This window comes from Variovorax sp. SG517, assembly GCF_013376045.1.
GTDB lineage: Bacteria > Pseudomonadota > Gammaproteobacteria > Burkholderiales > Burkholderiaceae_C > Variovorax.
The window spans coordinates 184,652-199,281 of the sequence record NZ_JABMJG010000001.1 but is presented as its reverse complement, the minus strand read 5'-3'; the positions used below and the strand labels follow the sequence as shown (position 1 = coordinate 199,281).

Sequence of the window (14,630 nt, the reverse complement as noted above, 5' to 3'; positions counted from 1 at the left end):
TTCGTCCTACGGCAGTTCGCGCGCACTCACGGGGTCGGCCGTCGGCGGCAGCGCGCCGCGCAATGGGCTCGGCGCGAGTTCGCGGCCATCGGAGGCAGCCCGCGGTGGCGGGATGAGTTCGGTGCCTTCCATGCGCGTGCTGCCGCTTCGGCCCGGTGCGCGCACGAGCGGCGCGTTGGGCAGCAGCGGCGCTGCGTCCACCGCGCGCAGCATGAGGTTGCCGGTGTCCGGCTGCGTGCGCTGCTGCATGCTGCGGATCTCGTCGTAGCGGCCGTAGGAGAAGGACTCCACGGAGTCTGCATCGCGCATCACGGCGGGACGCAGAAACATCATCAGGTTGCTCTTGGTGCGCGTCCGGTTCTCGTTCTTGAACAGATTGCCCACCACCGGCACGTCTCCCGCCAGCGGCACTTTCTCGATGGTGTTGTTGTAGGTGTCGGACAGCAGGCCGCCGAGCATGACCAGGCCACCGTCTTCCACCAGCACGTTCGACTCGATCGAACGCTTGTTGGTGGTCGGGCCGTTCTGGTTGTTCACCGTGTTCTGGTCGACCGTCGAGGCCTCCTGGAAGATGGTGAGCTTCACCGTGCCGTTCTCGTTGATGGTCGGGCGCACCCGCAGCGTGAGGCCCACGTCCTTGCGTTCCACGGTGGTGAACGGATTGACGCCGACCGAACCGGCCGCGCTCGCGTACTGGCCCGTGACGAAGGGTACGTTCTGGCCGATCACGATGCGGGCTTCCTCGTTGTCCAGCGTCAGCAGGTTGGGCGTGGAGAGGATGTTGGCATCGCCGTCGCTGCTGAAGAAGTTGGCGATGGCGCCCAGCACGTACTGTCCGCCGATCCTGGCTCCGACGCCGATGTTCAGCCCCGTCGGGATCTGGCCCGCCACGCCGGCGGCGTTGCGCGTGGCCAGCGCCTGCGTCAGCGCCAGGATGTTGTTCCTGTTGAGGCTGGAATTGGTGCCGATGACCGCGTTGCGGCCCAGCGCGCTCTGCCACTGCACACCGAAGCTCGCGGCCTTGCTGGCGTTCACTTCGACGATCAGCGCTTCGATCATCACCTGCGCGCGCCGGCCGTCGAGCCTGTCGATCACCGCGCGCATCTGCCTGTATTGCGGCTCGGAGGCGGTGATGATCAGCGAATTGGTCGACGGGTCGGCCTGGATCTGGCCGCCGGTGGAGGGCTGGTTCGCGTTGTTCAGCGGCGCGTCGGCCGCGCTCGAAGCGCCGCCCTGGCCGCCGCCGTTCGGGCCCGCCGGCGAGGCTTGCTGCTGGCCTTGCTGGGAAACGCCGCCGCCTGCAGCCTGGGTCGCGTTCTGCTGGCCCGCCGCCATCGCGGCACGCAGCGTGACGGCGAGCCGCACCGCATCCGCATTCTTCAGGTAGACCACGTAGATGTTGCCGGCGGCGCCGTTTCCGGTGTCCGCCGGCGCGCGGTCGAGTTTGTCGACCAGCGCGCGCACGAGCTGCATGCGCGCCGGGTTGGCAGCCCGCATGAGCACGGAGTTGCTGCGCGGGTCGGCCATCAGCGTGGTGCGGAACGACGAGTCCGCTGCGCTCGCGATGGGCGCCGCATCCGGCGACCCCGACGTGCCCGACATGCCTGAAATGGCCGACCCGCCCGATGCACCCGAGCTGCCGCCGTCGATCAGCCGCTGCAGCATCGGCACGATGTCGGTGGCAAGTGCGTACCGCAGCTGGATGATCTCGACGTCGGACGCGTTCGGAACATCCAGCGACGCGATGACGCGCGCGAGCCGGCGCATGTTGTCGGCGTAGTCGGTGATCACCAGCGAGTTGGTGCCCGGGTTCACGTTGATGCTGTTGTTCGGCGCGATCAGCGGGCGCAGCACCGGCAGCAGGTTGTTCGGCGACTCGTAGTTGAGCCTGAAGATTTGCGTGACGACCTGGTTGCCGGCGTTCGACGGGATGGCGCCGATCGAGGTATTGACGGTGCCGCTCTGCAGCTTGGCGCTGGCCTCGGGCACCACCTTGTAGAGCCCTTCGGCTTCCACCAGGGCGAAGCCGCGCAGGCGCAGCGCGAGGGCGAACTGGTCGAAGGCCGCGGCCGGGGGGATCGCTCGCTCGGTGACGAGGTTCATCGTGCCCTTCACCCGCGGGTCGATCGCCACGTCGCGGCCGGTGACCACCGCCATGGTGCGGGCCACCGCCTCGATGTCTGCATTGAAGAAGTTCAGCGTGATGGGCTCGCCGCCGGCGGGCGCTGCCTTGGCGCTGGCGGGCGTGCGAGCTGGCGTCGGGGCGGCGGCAGCGCTGGCGGATTGCAGCGTGACCTTGAGCGAACTGCCCTGTATCTCGGTCTTGTACGAAGCGGGTTGCCACAGGTTCAGCACGACCCGGCTGCGTTCTCCCGCCTGCACGACATTGATCGAACGCAGGTTGGCCTGGTTCACCTCGACGGCCGCGCGGCCGACTTCGCTGGCAACGCCGGGAAAGTCGAGCGCGATGCGCGCAGGGTTCTGTATGGCGAATCCGCCCGGCAGCTCATCGAGCGGCTGCGCCAGGTCGATCTGGACGACCGCGGCTCCATGCTGCACGTAGCCCGACACCGCCTTGATGGTGTTCTGCGCATGGGCCAGCCCCAATGCGCCGCAGAGCAGCAGGCCGAGGCATGCTGCGCGAACGCCGCGCGCGGCGGGAAGCGATGCCTTCATGCGTCAGTGCCCGCAAGACCTGCGGTGGCAGGGGTACTTCGCAGCTGCAAGGCTCTTCCGCCCGGGCATGGCGAGGGCTGGAACGAGCGGCCGCCTTCCGGGCCGATGGCCGGCCGGTTCCTCGTGCATGTTCGAATCGCGGAGCAAAACGGCATCAGGGGCCGACAACGATGGTTTGAGTTTCCGCACCGATCCACATCGTTGCTGCTTGGGGCTATGCCGGAAGATGGATGCGCCGTCCGGGGCTTCCGGGCACGCATGCTCGCTGATTTGCCTTCTTGCCACTAGCCGTCTAAATGAAATTGAGAACCTCAATTTTGCATGCAATCGGCTGGCGCCCGGGCCGGGATGGCTGGCGAGGTGCCTTCACGAACTTTGCGGCATGCGGCAGCGACGGGGTCCGCTCGCGGCCTTGGCCGCCATTGCAGCCCTCTGGCACGCAATGGCCCATGAGGCGAGGGGACGCTGGCGCCTGGCGCGCGGGGACCCTTAAGATGCGCTCGCCCGCAGCGGCCGCCGGCCGCACGTGCTGCAACTGCGTCGTTCCATGCTCGAACTTCTTACCGACCCCCAGGTCTGGATCGCCTTCGCCACCCTGACCGCGCTGGAGCTGGTCCTCGGTATCGACAACATCATCTTCATCTCGATCCTGGTCGACAAGCTGCCCCTGGCCCAGCGGGAGTTCGCGCGGCGCATCGGCCTTTTCATGGCCATGTTCATGCGCATCGGGCTGCTCCTGGTGCTCGCGTGGATCGTCGGCCTGGTGGCGCCGCTCTTCACCGTGTTCAGCAAGGAGATCTCGGGGCGCGACCTGATCCTCATCCTGGGCGGGCTGTTCCTCATCTGGAAGAGCACCAGCGAGGTCCACCAGTCGCTCGAAGGCGAGCATGAGCACAAGCAGAGCGCCGCCAAGGCGACCTTCGCCTCGGTGATCCTGCAGATCATGATCATCGACCTGGTGTTCTCGCTCGACTCGATCATCACCGCCGTGGGCATGGTGGACGACGTGCGCGTGATGATCGCGGCCGTGGTCGCCTCGGTGCTGCTGATGATGCTGTTCGCAGGCCCCATCGGCCGCTTCGTCTCGGCCCATCCGACCATCAAGATGCTGGCGCTGTCCTTCCTGGTGGTGGTGGGCGTGGTGCTCGTGGCCGAGGGCTTCGACCATCACGTGCCCAAGGGCTATGTGTACTTCGCGATGGCGTTCTCGCTGATCGTGGAGATGCTCAACATCCGCATGCGCAAGAAGGCGGCTCGGCGCGTGGAACTGAACCCGCCGCGCATGCCTGGCGATTGAAGCGCAGGCCGCGCGACGTTCGGCCGCCTGGCTACTGCGCCGCGACCTTCACGAACACCGGGTTCGAATAGAACCAGAGGTCGCTGTAGTTGCGTGCGTTGATCGCGTTGAAACGCGCCACGTTGTCGGTGCCGGTGGTCTGCGCGTCGAAGAGCGGCTCGCCGCCTGCGGTTTCGTTGGGCACGTCGGTGCCCAGGTTGGTGCCGCGCAGGCGGAAGTACTGGTTGCTGCCTGCCTTCACCGTGTAGCTCACCGTGAAGTAGCCGTCGGCATCGAGCTTCCAGTCGCTGCGCGTGAAACGCTTGAGCACGCGTGTCGACGGGTTGGTGTCGCGCGAATAGCCCGCCGTGCCGGGCAGCTCCGGGCCGGTCACGTCGCCGGCGATCAGGTCGATGTGGTCGACCACCGGCTTCACGTTGGCGAAGATGCCGCTGCCGAGCTGGTATTCGAAGTTGTTGCGCTCCGGGCTCCTGAAGCGGATGGTGATCTTCAGGTCTTCGCCTGCCTTGGCTGCCACTTCCGAACCCATCTCGCCGGAAGCCTTGGCACCTTGCACCTTGAAGTCGAGCGCGTCGATCAGGCCGCCGTTCACCGCGAAGAGCTTGCCCGAGCGCATGGCCGCGAGCAGCGACTTCGGATCCTTGATGTCTCCGAACAGGTGGTTCTTCGCGTACTCGCCCGGCGCGTAGCCGCTGCTGTACTGGCCCTTCGAGATGGTGAAGTGGTAGTCGGAGTCGGCCACGTTCCAGATGTGGCGGCCTTCGGAGAGCAGCGCGTCCCAGGTGCCGCCGAGCTTGGCGACGAGGTAGTCCACGCCACCGTAGGTGCGCGAGGGCAGGTTGGCGTCGGTATAGGCGCTGTTGTAGCCGCCGCGGTCGGGCTCCATCTGGTTGCCGACCATGCCTTCGAGCGAGAACACGATGTTCGGCGCCAGGTCGTTCATCTCGCGCAGCTGGGCGATCGTGTATTTGCCGGGGTTGCGCGAGGGATGGTTGATCTGCAGGTAGCTGGTGTCGGGGTAGTTCTTCTTGAGCCAGGCGATCGCGGCCATGGTCTCGGCGTGCGTGTTGTAGCCGGTGCCGGCCTTCGGGCCCCAGGCGGTGACGTCTGCGGCCGGGAACAGCGCCGCGTCGCGGTTGGTGAAGAGGTATTCGAACTGGCTCGCTGCCTTGAGCGCGGCGTCAGACATGGGGTTGTCGGTCAGGATGCCGACGTTGCCGTGGTCGTGCGAGGGCATGTCCCATTCGAAGGCCGCGAAGATGGTCTTGTCAGCGTACTTGCCGCTGGCCTGCAGCGCCTTGATGCGCGGCACCTGGTACTTGGCCATGCCTTCGGAGAAGGGTATCGAAGCAGCCAGCTTGTTGCCGTCGTTGTCGTAGGAGGACAGGCGCAGGTGGTCCGAAATCGCGGCCCAGTCGAGGCCGAACTTGTCGAAGGCCTTGGACAGCACCTGGTCCAGCGTGGTGACCTGCTGCGTGTCGTCCGACTGCATCGTGTGGATGTGCAGGTCGCCCACGGTCCAGCGGCCGGCCGGCGCGGCCGGGCCGGGATCGGCGGCGGGTGCAGGAGCGGGCGCGGGCGCGGGCGCGGGAGCGACGGCGGGCGGGTTGCCGGTTGCCACGGGAAGGAAGGCCGGGCCGCCGGCGCTTCCGCTGCCGCCGCCGCCGCCGCAGCCGGCCAGCATGAGCGTGCCGACGGCGAGGGTGGAGAACAGCGAGCGGCGGAACGGAAGGGGAGTCGAGCGAACGATCGGAGCGGTATGCATGGCGGTCAAAAAATGACGCGCACCTGAAGTGCGCGTGTCCTGGAAAGCCGCCGAGTCTGGAGGGGCGCCATGACGCTTCCATGAAATTGCAACGAAAGTTCGTTGTTTTCATGCCCACCGGAAAGATGCCGGCTGGCTTGCCGGGCCGGGGAAGGCGTGCGCTCTATAAACTGTGCCCCTCCCATGATTCCCAGCGCGCCCGCAACTTCGCTTACCGCGTCCGTCGACGATGAGATGCTGTCGCGCATGGTGCGCACCGACCAGATGGTGGCCGTGCGCCGCAGCGTGCTCGCGGCCATTCCCATCAACGTGGTGCTCAGCTGCACAGTGGCGCTGGTCGCGCTTCACGCCGGCCGGGCCTTCGAAGGGCTGATCTGGCTGCTGCTGTCGCTCGCGCTGAACGGCGTGCGCAGCTACATCAGCCGCTGGCCTTTCGCGCCCTGGCCCGGCGTCGCGGCCGAAAGCGGCGTCGCCACCTCGGCCAGCGGGCGTCCGGTCGGATGGCACCTGCGGGCGGCCGCCGCCATGGCCGGGGCGTCGGGCTGCGTCTGGGCGCTCATCCCGCTGCTGTGCGACGGCTACTCCTCGCCGCAGGCGGTGTTCTACCTGACGGTGGTGTGCGGCATCTGTGCGGGCTCGGTCACCTACGGCATCGCCTATGCGTTGGTGCCCATCAGCTTCATCACGCCGGCGCTGCTGTCGGTGGCGGGTTGCCTCGTCTTCGCGGGCGGCTTCGACAACCTGAGCCTGGCGGCGATGGTGCTGCTGTACCTCGGCGCGCTGATGCGCGGCGCGCTGCACAGCGACAGGGCCTTCCGCGAAGGAAGCCGCATCCGCAACGAAGCCACCGCCATGGCCACCCAGCTGCGGATGGCCCACGCGAAGTCGCTGGACGCGGCGCAGCAGCTGGCCTTGCGCGCCTCGCACGATTCGCTCACCGGCCTGCTCAACCGCGAAGGCTTCACCGAGGCGGCGACGCTGCACCTCATGGTTCCCGACGGCCGCCAGCACGGCCTGCTGCTGCTGGACCTGGACGGCTTCAAGGCCGTGAACGACGCCTTCGGCCACAAGGCCGGCGACCGCGTGCTGCAGGACGTGGCCTCCTGGCTGCAGCGCGAGACCGAGGACATGCAGGCAGTGCTCGGGCGCTGGGGCGGCGACGAGTTCGCGGTGCTCTACGGCCTGCGCGACGAACGGCAGGCGCCCGCGGCGATCGCGCAGGCGCTGATCCGCTCCATATCCTTCGCCACCTCGCATTACGGCGGCCACCTGGGCGTGAGCATCGGCATCTCCGTCTCGGGCGAGGCGGGCTTCGCCGACATGATCAGCTTCGCCGACGAGGCCCTGCACGAGGCCAAGCGCACCGGACGCAATCGCTACCAGGTCTTCGACAACGCGCTCAACCAGCGCCTGGCCACGCGCCGGGACGTGGAGCGCGACCTGCTCCAGGCCATCGGGACGCGCGACATCGGCGTGTGGTACCAGCCCATCATGACCAGCGACGGGCGGGAGGTGCACAGCCTGGAGGCGCTGATGCGCTGGAACCACCCGCGCCACGGCCAGATCGCCCCGGAAGACGTGATCCACGCGGCCGCGAGCACCGGTGTTGCCGAGCCGCTGCTGCGGCACCTGGTCGACGAGGTCTGCCGGGGCATGCGCCAGCTGGAAGCGGCGGGCTCGAGCCTGGCGGGCGTGCCGGTGGCGATCAACGTCTCGCCGCGCGAGATGGCGCAGCTTGCGGTGGACGACATCGTGCTCGGCATGCTGAAGCTGCGCGGCATCGCCCCGCGCCGGCTGCAGATCGAGATCACGGAAGAAGTGGCGCTGGACACCCATGCCACGCGCGGGCGGCTGAGCGCGCTGTCGGCCGCGGGCGTGGCGATCGTGGTGGACGACTTCGGCGTGGGCTTCTCGTCGCTGGCGTCGCTGCGCAGCGAGTACGTGCGGCAGGTCAAGATCGACCGCAGCTTCATCCTTGACCTGTCGTCCTCGCCGGGCAACGAGGTGCTGGTGGACTCCATCGTCCAGCTCGGGCATTCGCTCGGCGTCCAGGTGGTGGCCGAGGGCGTGGAGACGCAGGCGGAACTCGATGTGTTGCGCAACCTGGGCTGCGGCCTGGTGCAGGGCTATCACCTGGCGCGGCCCGCGCCGCTGCCTGATGTGATGGCCTGGGCGGCGGCGCGTTCGGCGCCAGAGCCCATCAAGGCGGGTTGAGGCGGGCCGAGCAGCCCGCCGGTTCGATCAGGCCAGCAGGTCGCTGAGCGTGCGCGCGATCACCTTGGTGGCACGGCGCAGGTCTTCGAGCACCACGCGCTCGTCGCTGCGCTTGGCGTGCGATTCGAGCACCGTGCGCGGGCCGGCGCCGTAGATCACGCCGGGAATGCCGGCTTCCACGTACAGGCGCACGTCGGTGTACAGCGGCGTGCCCATGGCCTTGATCGGCTCGCCGAACAGCTCCCCGCCATGCTTCTGGATCGCGTCGACCAGCGGCTTGTTGCCCGCCAGCGGCTTCATCGAGTTGGCCAGCAGCAGGCGCTTGATCTCGACCGTGATGCCCGCGCTTTCGGCGGCCGCGTCCGCGATCACCTTGCGGATGTTGGCCTCGACCTCGACCGGGTTCTCCTCGGGGATCATGCGGCGGTCGAGCTTGAACACCACCTTGCCCGGAACCACGTTGGTGTTGGTGCCGCCCTCGATGCGGCCGACGTTGAGGTACGGGTGCGTGATGCCCTCGACCTTCGAGGTGACCTGCTTGTAGAGCGTGTTCTGCGCGTACAGCGCGTTCAGGATCTTCGTTGCGCCCTGCAGCGCGTCGATGCCGGTGGCCGGCACGGCGGCGTGGGCCATCTTGCCGTGCACCGTCACTTCCATCTGCAGGCAGCCGTTGTGCGCCGTGACCACTTCGTAGCTGAAGCCGGCCGCGATCATCAGGTCGGGCTTGGTCAGGCCCTTCTGGAGCAACCAGCCCGGCCCCAGGATGCCGCCGAATTCCTCGTCGTAGGTGAAGTGCAACTCGATGCTGCCCTTGGCCGGCTTGGCCACCGCTTCGAGCGCGCGCAGTGCGAAGGTGAAGCTGGCGAAGTCGCTCTTGCTCACCGCGGCGGCACGGCCGTAGAGGCTGCCGTCGACGATCTCGCCGCCGTACGGATGGTGCGTCCAGCCTTCGCCGGGCGGCACCACGTCACCGTGGGCATTGAGGGCGACTGTGCGGCCGCCGTCGCCGTACTTGCGGCGCACGATCAGGTTGGTGATCGACTCGAGGCCGTAGTCCTTCACTTCCTGCGCGGGCACGGCGTGCTTCTCGGCCGTGAGGCCGAAGTCGTTCAGCAACTCGGCGGTGCGCTCGGCGTGGGGCGCGTTGTTGCCCGGCGGGGTGTCGGTGGGCACCTGCACCAGTTGCTGCAGGAACTTCACTTCCTCGTCGAAGTGGGCGTCGATCCAGGCGTCGAGCTTTGCGTAGTCGGTCATGTCTGTTCTTCTGTGAGTCAGTGGGCTGCCTGCTCGGTGGCGAGGCCTTCAAGCAAAAGCTGGAAGGCTTGCACGGCAAGCTGGATGTCGTCGTTGGTGCTCGATTCGAGCGGGTTGTGGCTGATGCCCGAGTTGATGCCGCGCACGAACAGCATCGCCTGCGGCATCACCTCGTGCAGCTTCATGGCGTCGTGGCCGGCGCCGCTGGGCATGCGGAAGAGCGGAATGCCCAGCGCGTCGACGGCCTTCTCCCAGCGCTGCTGCCAGGCAGGATCGCTGGGTGCGGCGGCGGCGCGCATCGTCTCTTCGAGCTCGTAGCGCACGCCGCGTCGTTCGCAGATGTCCTTCAGCGCATTGACCACATCGGTGGCCAGCGCATCGCGCTGCTCATTGTTCGGCGCGCGCAGGTCGAGGCTGAACTTGCAGCGCCCGGGCACCACGTTGATCGAGCCGCTGGGCACTTCGAGCATGCCGACGGTGCCGACCGAGTCGCCGTCCTTGGCCGCGCGCTGCTCTGTGTAGAGGATCAGCTCGGCCACGGCGGCGGCCGCGTCGCGGCGGCGGTCCATCGGCGTGGTGCCGGCGTGGCTGGCCATGCCGATTACCTCGCCCACGTAGCGCACGCTGCCGTTGATGGAGGTGACGATGCCCAGCGGCAGGTCGAGCTCGGTGAGCACCGGGCCCTGCTCGATGTGCACCTCGACGAAGCCGAGGTAGCGGGCCGGGTCGCGCTGGATCTTCGGAATGTCTTCCAGCTTCAGGCCGGCGTGCTGCATGGCCTCGCGCATGGTGATGCCGTCGGCATCCTTCTGGTCGAGCCAGTGCTGGTCGAAGTGGCCGATGAGCGCGCCCGAGCCCAGGAAGGTCGCCTTGTAGCGCTGGCCTTCCTCCTCGGCGAAGCCCACCACCTCGAAGGCGAAGGGCAGGCGCCTGTTCTGGCGCTTGAGTTCGCGCACGCAGGCCATCGGCACGAAGATGCCCAGGCGGCCGTCGTACTTGCCGCCGTTGCGCACGGTGTCGTAGTGCGAGCCGGTCAGCAGCGTCTTGGCGTCGGGCGTCGCACCTTCATAGCGGCCGACGACGTTGCCCACGGCATCGATGTGCACCGAGTCGAAGCCCACGTCGCGCATCCAGCCCGAGATCTGCGCGGCGCAGGCGCGGTGCGCATCGGTCAGGTAGGTGACGGTGAGCTGGCCCTTTTCGGCATAGCCGGGGTCGGTGTGCACCGACAGCTGCTCCTGCCAGTCCCACACGTCGTTGCCGAGCGTGATGTCGGCGGCGAACTTGTCGTCCAGACGGATCTCGGCAATGCGATGGATGTTGCGCAGCGCCTCGCCGAGTTCGAAATCGGGGTGGTTGTGCAGCCGGCGCGCGAAGGTCTCGATGATCTCGCGCTTGGCCAGCCCCGTGCCGCGCGGGCCGCGCACCGCAAGGATGAACGGGAAGCCGAACTTCGCGTTGTAGTCGGCGTTGAGCTGCTGGATCTTCGCGAACTCCTCGGGCGTGCAGTCGGTCAGGCCGGCCTTGCTCTGCTCGTTGGTCGATTCGGCCGTGAGCGTCTTGCTGACCATGGCCTTGCCGGCGAGCTCGGGGTGGGCGCGGATCAGCCCGATCTGCTCGTCGGCCGACGAACCGGCCAGCGCCTGCACCAGCGCATGCTTGAGGTGTGCGAGCGAGCGGAAGGGGCGCGCCGCGAGCGCGCGTTCGGCGATCCAGGGCGAGTGCTCGTAGATGCCGTCGAGCAGCGCGACGGCTTCGGCGGGCGCCGCGGCGTTGAGTTGGGCGATGGTGAGGCTCACGATGCGGCTCCTGCTTCGAAGGGGTGCGCCTGCTTCCAGTGGCGCGCGATGTCGACGCGGCGGCAGACCCACACCTTGTCGTGGCTGGCGATGTGGTCGAGGAAGCGCTGCAGCGCGGTGATGCGCCCGGGCCGTCCGAGCAGGCGGCAGTGCATGCCGATGCTCATCATCTTGGGGCTGTCGTCGCCGTTCGGGTCGCCTTCGGCATAGAGCGCGTCGAAGCTGTCCTTCATGTACTGGAAGAACGGATCGGCGTGCGAGTAGCCCTGCGGCAGCGCGAAGCGCATGTCGTTGCAGTCGAGCGTGTAGGGCACGATGAGCTGTGGCACCACGGTGCCGTCGGTCTTCTGCACCTTCATCCAGAAGGGCAGGTCGTCGCCGTAGTAGTCGCTGTCGTACTCGAAGCCGCCGTAGTCGGCCACCAGGCGGCGGGTGCGGGGGCTGTCGCGGCCGGTGTACCAGCCCAGGGCGCGCTCGCCGGTGAGCTTCTCGATGGCTTCCATGCCCAGGCGCATGTGCTCGCGCTCGGTGGCTTCGTCGATGTTCTGGTAGTGGATCCAGCGCCAGCCGTGGCAGGCGATCTCGTGGCCCAGCTCCTTGAAGGCGGCGGTCAGCTCCGGATAGCGCTCCAGCGCCATGCCCACGCCGAACACGGTCAGCGGCAGGCCACGCTTCTCGAACTCGCGCAGGATGCGCCACACGCCAGCACGCGAGCCGTACTCGTAGATGCCCTCCATGCTGATGTGCCGGTCGGGGAAGCTCGCCGGGTTGAACATCTCGGAGAGGAATTGCTCGGAGCCCGCGTCGCCGTGCAGCGTGGCGTTCTCGCCGCCTTCCTCGTAGTTCAGCACGAACTGCACGGCGACGCGCGCGCCGCCGGGCCATCGGGCATGGGGCGGGTTGCGGCCGTAGCCGATCAGGTCGCGCGGGTAGGGCAGGGTGGAGTCGTAGACGGTCATTGTGTGGATCAGGACAGCGCCAGCGAGATGTCGTTGGTCGGGACCTTGCGGTCGAAGGTGAGGTTGGCCTCGACGTGCTCGAGGTGTTCGGTCATGAGGCGAACGGCGCGCTCCTCGTCGCGTGCCGCCAGCGCCTTCACGATGTCGGCGTGCTCGTCGTTGGAGTGCTCGGCCGCGCTGGCGCTCTGGTACATCAGCGTGATGAGGGCGCAGCGCGAGATGAGCTCGCCCAGGATCTGCGCCAGCACCTGGTTGCCCATGAGCTCGGCCATGCGCACGTGGAAGTCGCCCAGCAGCTCTGTGCGGCCGGAGATGTCTTCGCCCGACACGGCGGACTTCTCGAGCGCCACGTGCTCCTTCAGCGCCTTGATCTTTGCAGGCGTGACGGTGCGCACGAACTCACGCGTCATCTCCGCCTCGAGCATGCGGCGCACGGCGAAAACCTGCTTGGCCTCGTCGACCGCGGGCGCCGCCACGAAGGCGCCGCGCGCAGGCTCCAGTCGGATCAGCTTGTTCTGCGAGAGCTGGAAAAGCGCCTGGCGCACCAGCGTGCGCGAGACGCCGAAGTGATCTGCCAGCTTCTGCTCGGCCAGCTTGGTGCCGGGCTGAAGCCGGTGCTCGACGATGGCCTTCGTGAGGGCATCGACGATCGAACGGGTGGTGGAGGACTCCATGTTTTTCATGATAGACCCAAAGCCGGTAACTGTATACACTTTTGTCCACCGGAATTTCCCGCACCCGCCGATCCGAGCTTTTCGGACTTTCAAGGAGCGCCCCATGGGCCTGAGCACTCACGTACTGGACACGATGCATGGCGGCCCCGCGGCCGGCATGGAGGTGGCGCTGTACACCACCGACGGCGACGCCGCCACGCTGGTGAAGCGCTTCACGCTGAATTCGGACGGCCGCAGCGACGGCCCGCTGTACGACAACAACTCGCTGAAGGTCGGCACCTACCGCCTGGTGTTCGACGTGGCCGGCTACTTCAAGGCCCTGGGCGTCAAGCTGCCGGAGCCGAACTTCCTGAACAAGGTGTCGCTGGACTTCGGCGTGGCCCACACCGACCAGCACTACCACGTGCCGCTGCTGGTGAGCCCGTGGAGCTACTCCACGTACCGCGGCTCCTGAGCCGTCAGTCCCCTTGCTGCTGGCCTTCTGTCAGGGTGTCGAGTTGGAAGCGTCCGCTTTCGTCCCACAGCCAGGTGTCCGTCCATGTGACGGTGCCCATGCGCGTGGCTGGCGGGAAGGGCGATGCCTTCAGCACCATGCGCTCGATCTCGGCGATGACCTCGGGCGCATGCTTGGGAGCGCGCAGCCAGCGCATCGAGCGCACCTTGCCGCCCGCGTCGATGCTCACCTCGAGCGTGCCGACCGCATAGAGCATCGGCGGCAGCTGGCCCTTGTAGACACGCGAGCGGTTGGCTTCATAGACATGGCGCGCGGCGTCGCGGCGGTAGTCGCGGGCGGAGGAAGCGCTCGACGCCCGCGGCACCGGGCCTGCCCCGACATCGCCGCTGGCCCCGCTCAGCTGGCCGGGGACCGACCCGGTGGAACCGCAGCCCGCGAGCCACAGGGCCGAAACAACAGAAGCTGCAAGTGCGAGGCGGCGAGGCGTAAGCTGGCGATTCATGGCCGGGTTTATACCGTGAGTCGTCGCGCGCCCGGCAACCGAAGGTATCGATGACGATGAGCGGTGCGGTCGATCAATTGCTGGCGCGCCTGCGCCACGAAGATGCGGTGCTGGTGCGCGTCGAGTCCACGCAGGGCTCGGCGCCGCGCGAGGCCGGGACCTGGATGGCCGTGTGGGCCGAGGGCCTCACCGCCACCATCGGCGGCGGGCAGCTGGAGTTCCAGGCGACCAAGGAAGCGCGCGCGCTGCTGGCCGGCAAACGCAAGCCCTTCGACGGCATCCAGCGCTATCCGCTCGGACCCAGCCTGGGGCAGTGCTGCGGCGGGGTGATGTTCCTCTCCTACGAGCGCATCACGGTCGCCGATGCGCCGAGGCTGCAGCAGGATCTGCTCGCGCAGTTCGAGCCCGTGGCCCTCTTCGGCGGCGGGCACGTGGGCGCGGCGCTGGCCCGCCTGCTGTCGACGCTGCCGTTCTCGGTGCGCTGGATCGACAGCCGCGACGGCGTCTTCCCCGACGAGCTGCCCGCGCAGATCGACACCGAGCATTCCGAGCCGGTGCAGGACGCCGTGGCCGCGCTCGCGCCGGGCAGCCGCGTGCTCATCATGAGCTTCAGCCACGCCGAAGACCTGGACATCGTCATCGCCTGCCTGAAGCGCCTGCGCGAGCGCAACGACCTGCCCTACGTCGGCCTGATCGGCAGCAAGACCAAGTGGGCCACCTTCAGTCATCGGCTGGAGGCGCGCGGCTTCACGGCGGACGAACTGGCCCGCATCACCTGCCCGATCGGCGTGCCCGGAATCACGGGCAAGGAGCCCGAGGTGATCGCCGTGGCGGTGGCGGCACAGTTGTTGCAATCGCTGGGCTGAACAGGGTTTTCCCGGCGGCGGTTCCCCAAAAAAGCATCCCGCCCCTTGCCAAAACTGTATACACTTTCGGTCCCCAACAAGCCGCAGCGGAGCGAGGCCCATCTTTCCATGGAGCCTGCGTTCGCGGCACTTTCTCTGCTTACAGCGCCCGCGGTGGTGAGCAGGCTGAA

12 protein-coding genes are annotated in these 14,630 nt (G+C 67.7%); 4 read left to right on the top strand and 8 right to left on the bottom strand.

What is annotated here, in order from left to right; translation table 11 throughout:
• Nucleotides 1-6: 6 nt before the first annotated feature.
• On the bottom strand, nt 7-2,676 hold the full coding sequence (gene gspD, locus FHT32_RS00855; protein WP_176662784.1) for a type II secretion system secretin GspD: 2,670 nt from the start codon (nt 2,674-2,676) through the stop codon (nt 7-9).
• 547 nt (nt 2,677-3,223) lie between these two features.
• On the opposite strand from gspD, the gene FHT32_RS00850 reads away from it, so the two are divergent.
• Entirely contained in the window at nt 3,224-3,973 is a 750-nt protein-coding gene (locus tag FHT32_RS00850) for a TerC family protein (RefSeq protein ID WP_176662783.1), read from the top strand.
• Between the two features lie 31 nt (nt 3,974-4,004).
• Here FHT32_RS00850 and FHT32_RS00845 read toward each other — a convergent pair whose 3' ends face one another.
• The gene (locus tag FHT32_RS00845; RefSeq protein WP_176662782.1) at nt 4,005-5,738 is read right to left on the bottom strand and encodes an S-layer protein; all 1,734 of its coding nucleotides are present in this window, start codon (nt 5,736-5,738) and stop codon (nt 4,005-4,007) included.
• Nucleotides 5,739-5,743: 5 nt separating this feature from the next.
• Nucleotides 5,744-5,986, bottom strand: a complete 243-nt coding sequence (locus FHT32_RS00840) for a hypothetical protein (protein WP_176662633.1) — start codon at nt 5,984-5,986, stop codon at nt 5,744-5,746.
• Here FHT32_RS00840 and FHT32_RS35285 point away from each other — a divergent pair.
• Nucleotides 5,985-7,952: a bifunctional diguanylate cyclase/phosphodiesterase gene (locus tag FHT32_RS35285; RefSeq protein ID WP_305144328.1), complete on the top strand. Its 1,968-nt coding sequence runs from the start codon at nt 5,985-5,987 to the stop codon at nt 7,950-7,952. The genes FHT32_RS00840 and FHT32_RS35285 overlap by 2 nt on opposite strands.
• Before the next feature lie 27 nt (nt 7,953-7,979).
• On the opposite strand, the gene FHT32_RS00830 is transcribed toward FHT32_RS35285, so the two are convergent.
• From FHT32_RS00830 to FHT32_RS00815, 4 genes are read right to left on the bottom strand one after another with little or no spacing between them, the layout of a single operon-like run.
• Nucleotides 7,980-9,206, bottom strand: a complete 1,227-nt coding sequence (locus tag FHT32_RS00830) for a M20/M25/M40 family metallo-hydrolase (protein ID WP_176662780.1) — start codon at nt 9,204-9,206, stop codon at nt 7,980-7,982.
• Nucleotides 9,207-9,223: 17 nt separating this feature from the next.
• On the bottom strand, nt 9,224-11,005 hold the full coding sequence (gene uraD / locus FHT32_RS00825) for a 2-oxo-4-hydroxy-4-carboxy-5-ureidoimidazoline decarboxylase (protein WP_176662779.1): 1,782 nt from the start codon (nt 11,003-11,005) through the stop codon (nt 9,224-9,226).
• A complete protein-coding gene (gene puuE, locus FHT32_RS00820) occupies nt 11,002-11,964 on the bottom strand; it encodes an allantoinase PuuE (RefSeq protein ID WP_176662778.1) in 963 nt (320 codons plus the stop codon). Before puuE ends, uraD begins: the two co-directional genes overlap by 4 nt.
• Before the next feature lie 8 nt (nt 11,965-11,972).
• The gene (locus tag FHT32_RS00815; protein WP_093058863.1) at nt 11,973-12,647 is read right to left on the bottom strand and encodes a GntR family transcriptional regulator; all 675 of its coding nucleotides are present in this window, start codon (nt 12,645-12,647) and stop codon (nt 11,973-11,975) included.
• Between the two features lie 94 nt (nt 12,648-12,741).
• On the opposite strand from FHT32_RS00815, the gene uraH reads away from it, so the two are divergent.
• A complete protein-coding gene (gene uraH, locus FHT32_RS00810; protein ID WP_126024297.1) occupies nt 12,742-13,092 on the top strand; it encodes a hydroxyisourate hydrolase in 351 nt (116 codons plus the stop codon).
• 4 nt (nt 13,093-13,096) lie between these two features.
• Here uraH and FHT32_RS00805 read toward each other — a convergent pair whose 3' ends face one another.
• Nucleotides 13,097-13,594, bottom strand: coding sequence for a hypothetical protein (locus FHT32_RS00805; protein WP_176662777.1), 498 nt, complete (start codon nt 13,592-13,594; stop codon nt 13,097-13,099).
• Between the two features lie 56 nt (nt 13,595-13,650).
• Here FHT32_RS00805 and xdhC point away from each other — a divergent pair, with 56 nt between their 5' ends.
• Nucleotides 13,651-14,460, top strand: coding sequence for a xanthine dehydrogenase accessory protein XdhC (gene xdhC, locus FHT32_RS00800; RefSeq protein ID WP_176663568.1), 810 nt, complete (start codon nt 13,651-13,653; stop codon nt 14,458-14,460).
• Nucleotides 14,461-14,630 lie beyond the last annotated feature (170 nt).

Excerpts from the sequence above, each read along its gene's own strand:
- gspD (WP_176662784.1), bottom strand. The coding sequence starts at position 2,676 with ATGAAGGCATCGCTTCCCGCCGCGCGCGGCGTTCGCGCAGCATGCCTC.
- FHT32_RS00850 (WP_176662783.1), top strand. The coding sequence starts at position 3,224 with ATGCTCGAACTTCTTACCGACCCCCAGGTCTGGATCGCCTTCGCCACC.
- FHT32_RS00845 (WP_176662782.1), bottom strand. The coding sequence starts at position 5,738 with ATGCATACCGCTCCGATCGTTCGCTCGACTCCCCTTCCGTTCCGCCGC.
- FHT32_RS35285 (WP_305144328.1), top strand. The coding sequence starts at position 5,985 with ATGGTGCGCACCGACCAGATGGTGGCCGTGCGCCGCAGCGTGCTCGCG.
- FHT32_RS00840 (WP_176662633.1), bottom strand. The coding sequence starts at position 5,986 with ATGCGCGACAGCATCTCATCGTCGACGGACGCGGTAAGCGAAGTTGCG.
- FHT32_RS00830 (WP_176662780.1), bottom strand. The coding sequence starts at position 9,206 with ATGACCGACTACGCAAAGCTCGACGCCTGGATCGACGCCCACTTCGAC.
- puuE (WP_176662778.1), bottom strand. The coding sequence starts at position 11,964 with ATGACCGTCTACGACTCCACCCTGCCCTACCCGCGCGACCTGATCGGC.
- FHT32_RS00815 (WP_093058863.1), bottom strand. The coding sequence starts at position 12,647 with ATGAAAAACATGGAGTCCTCCACCACCCGTTCGATCGTCGATGCCCTC.
- uraH (WP_126024297.1), top strand. The coding sequence starts at position 12,742 with ATGGGCCTGAGCACTCACGTACTGGACACGATGCATGGCGGCCCCGCG.
- FHT32_RS00805 (WP_176662777.1), bottom strand. The coding sequence starts at position 13,594 with ATGAATCGCCAGCTTACGCCTCGCCGCCTCGCACTTGCAGCTTCTGTT.
- xdhC (WP_176663568.1), top strand. The coding sequence starts at position 13,651 with ATGAGCGGTGCGGTCGATCAATTGCTGGCGCGCCTGCGCCACGAAGAT.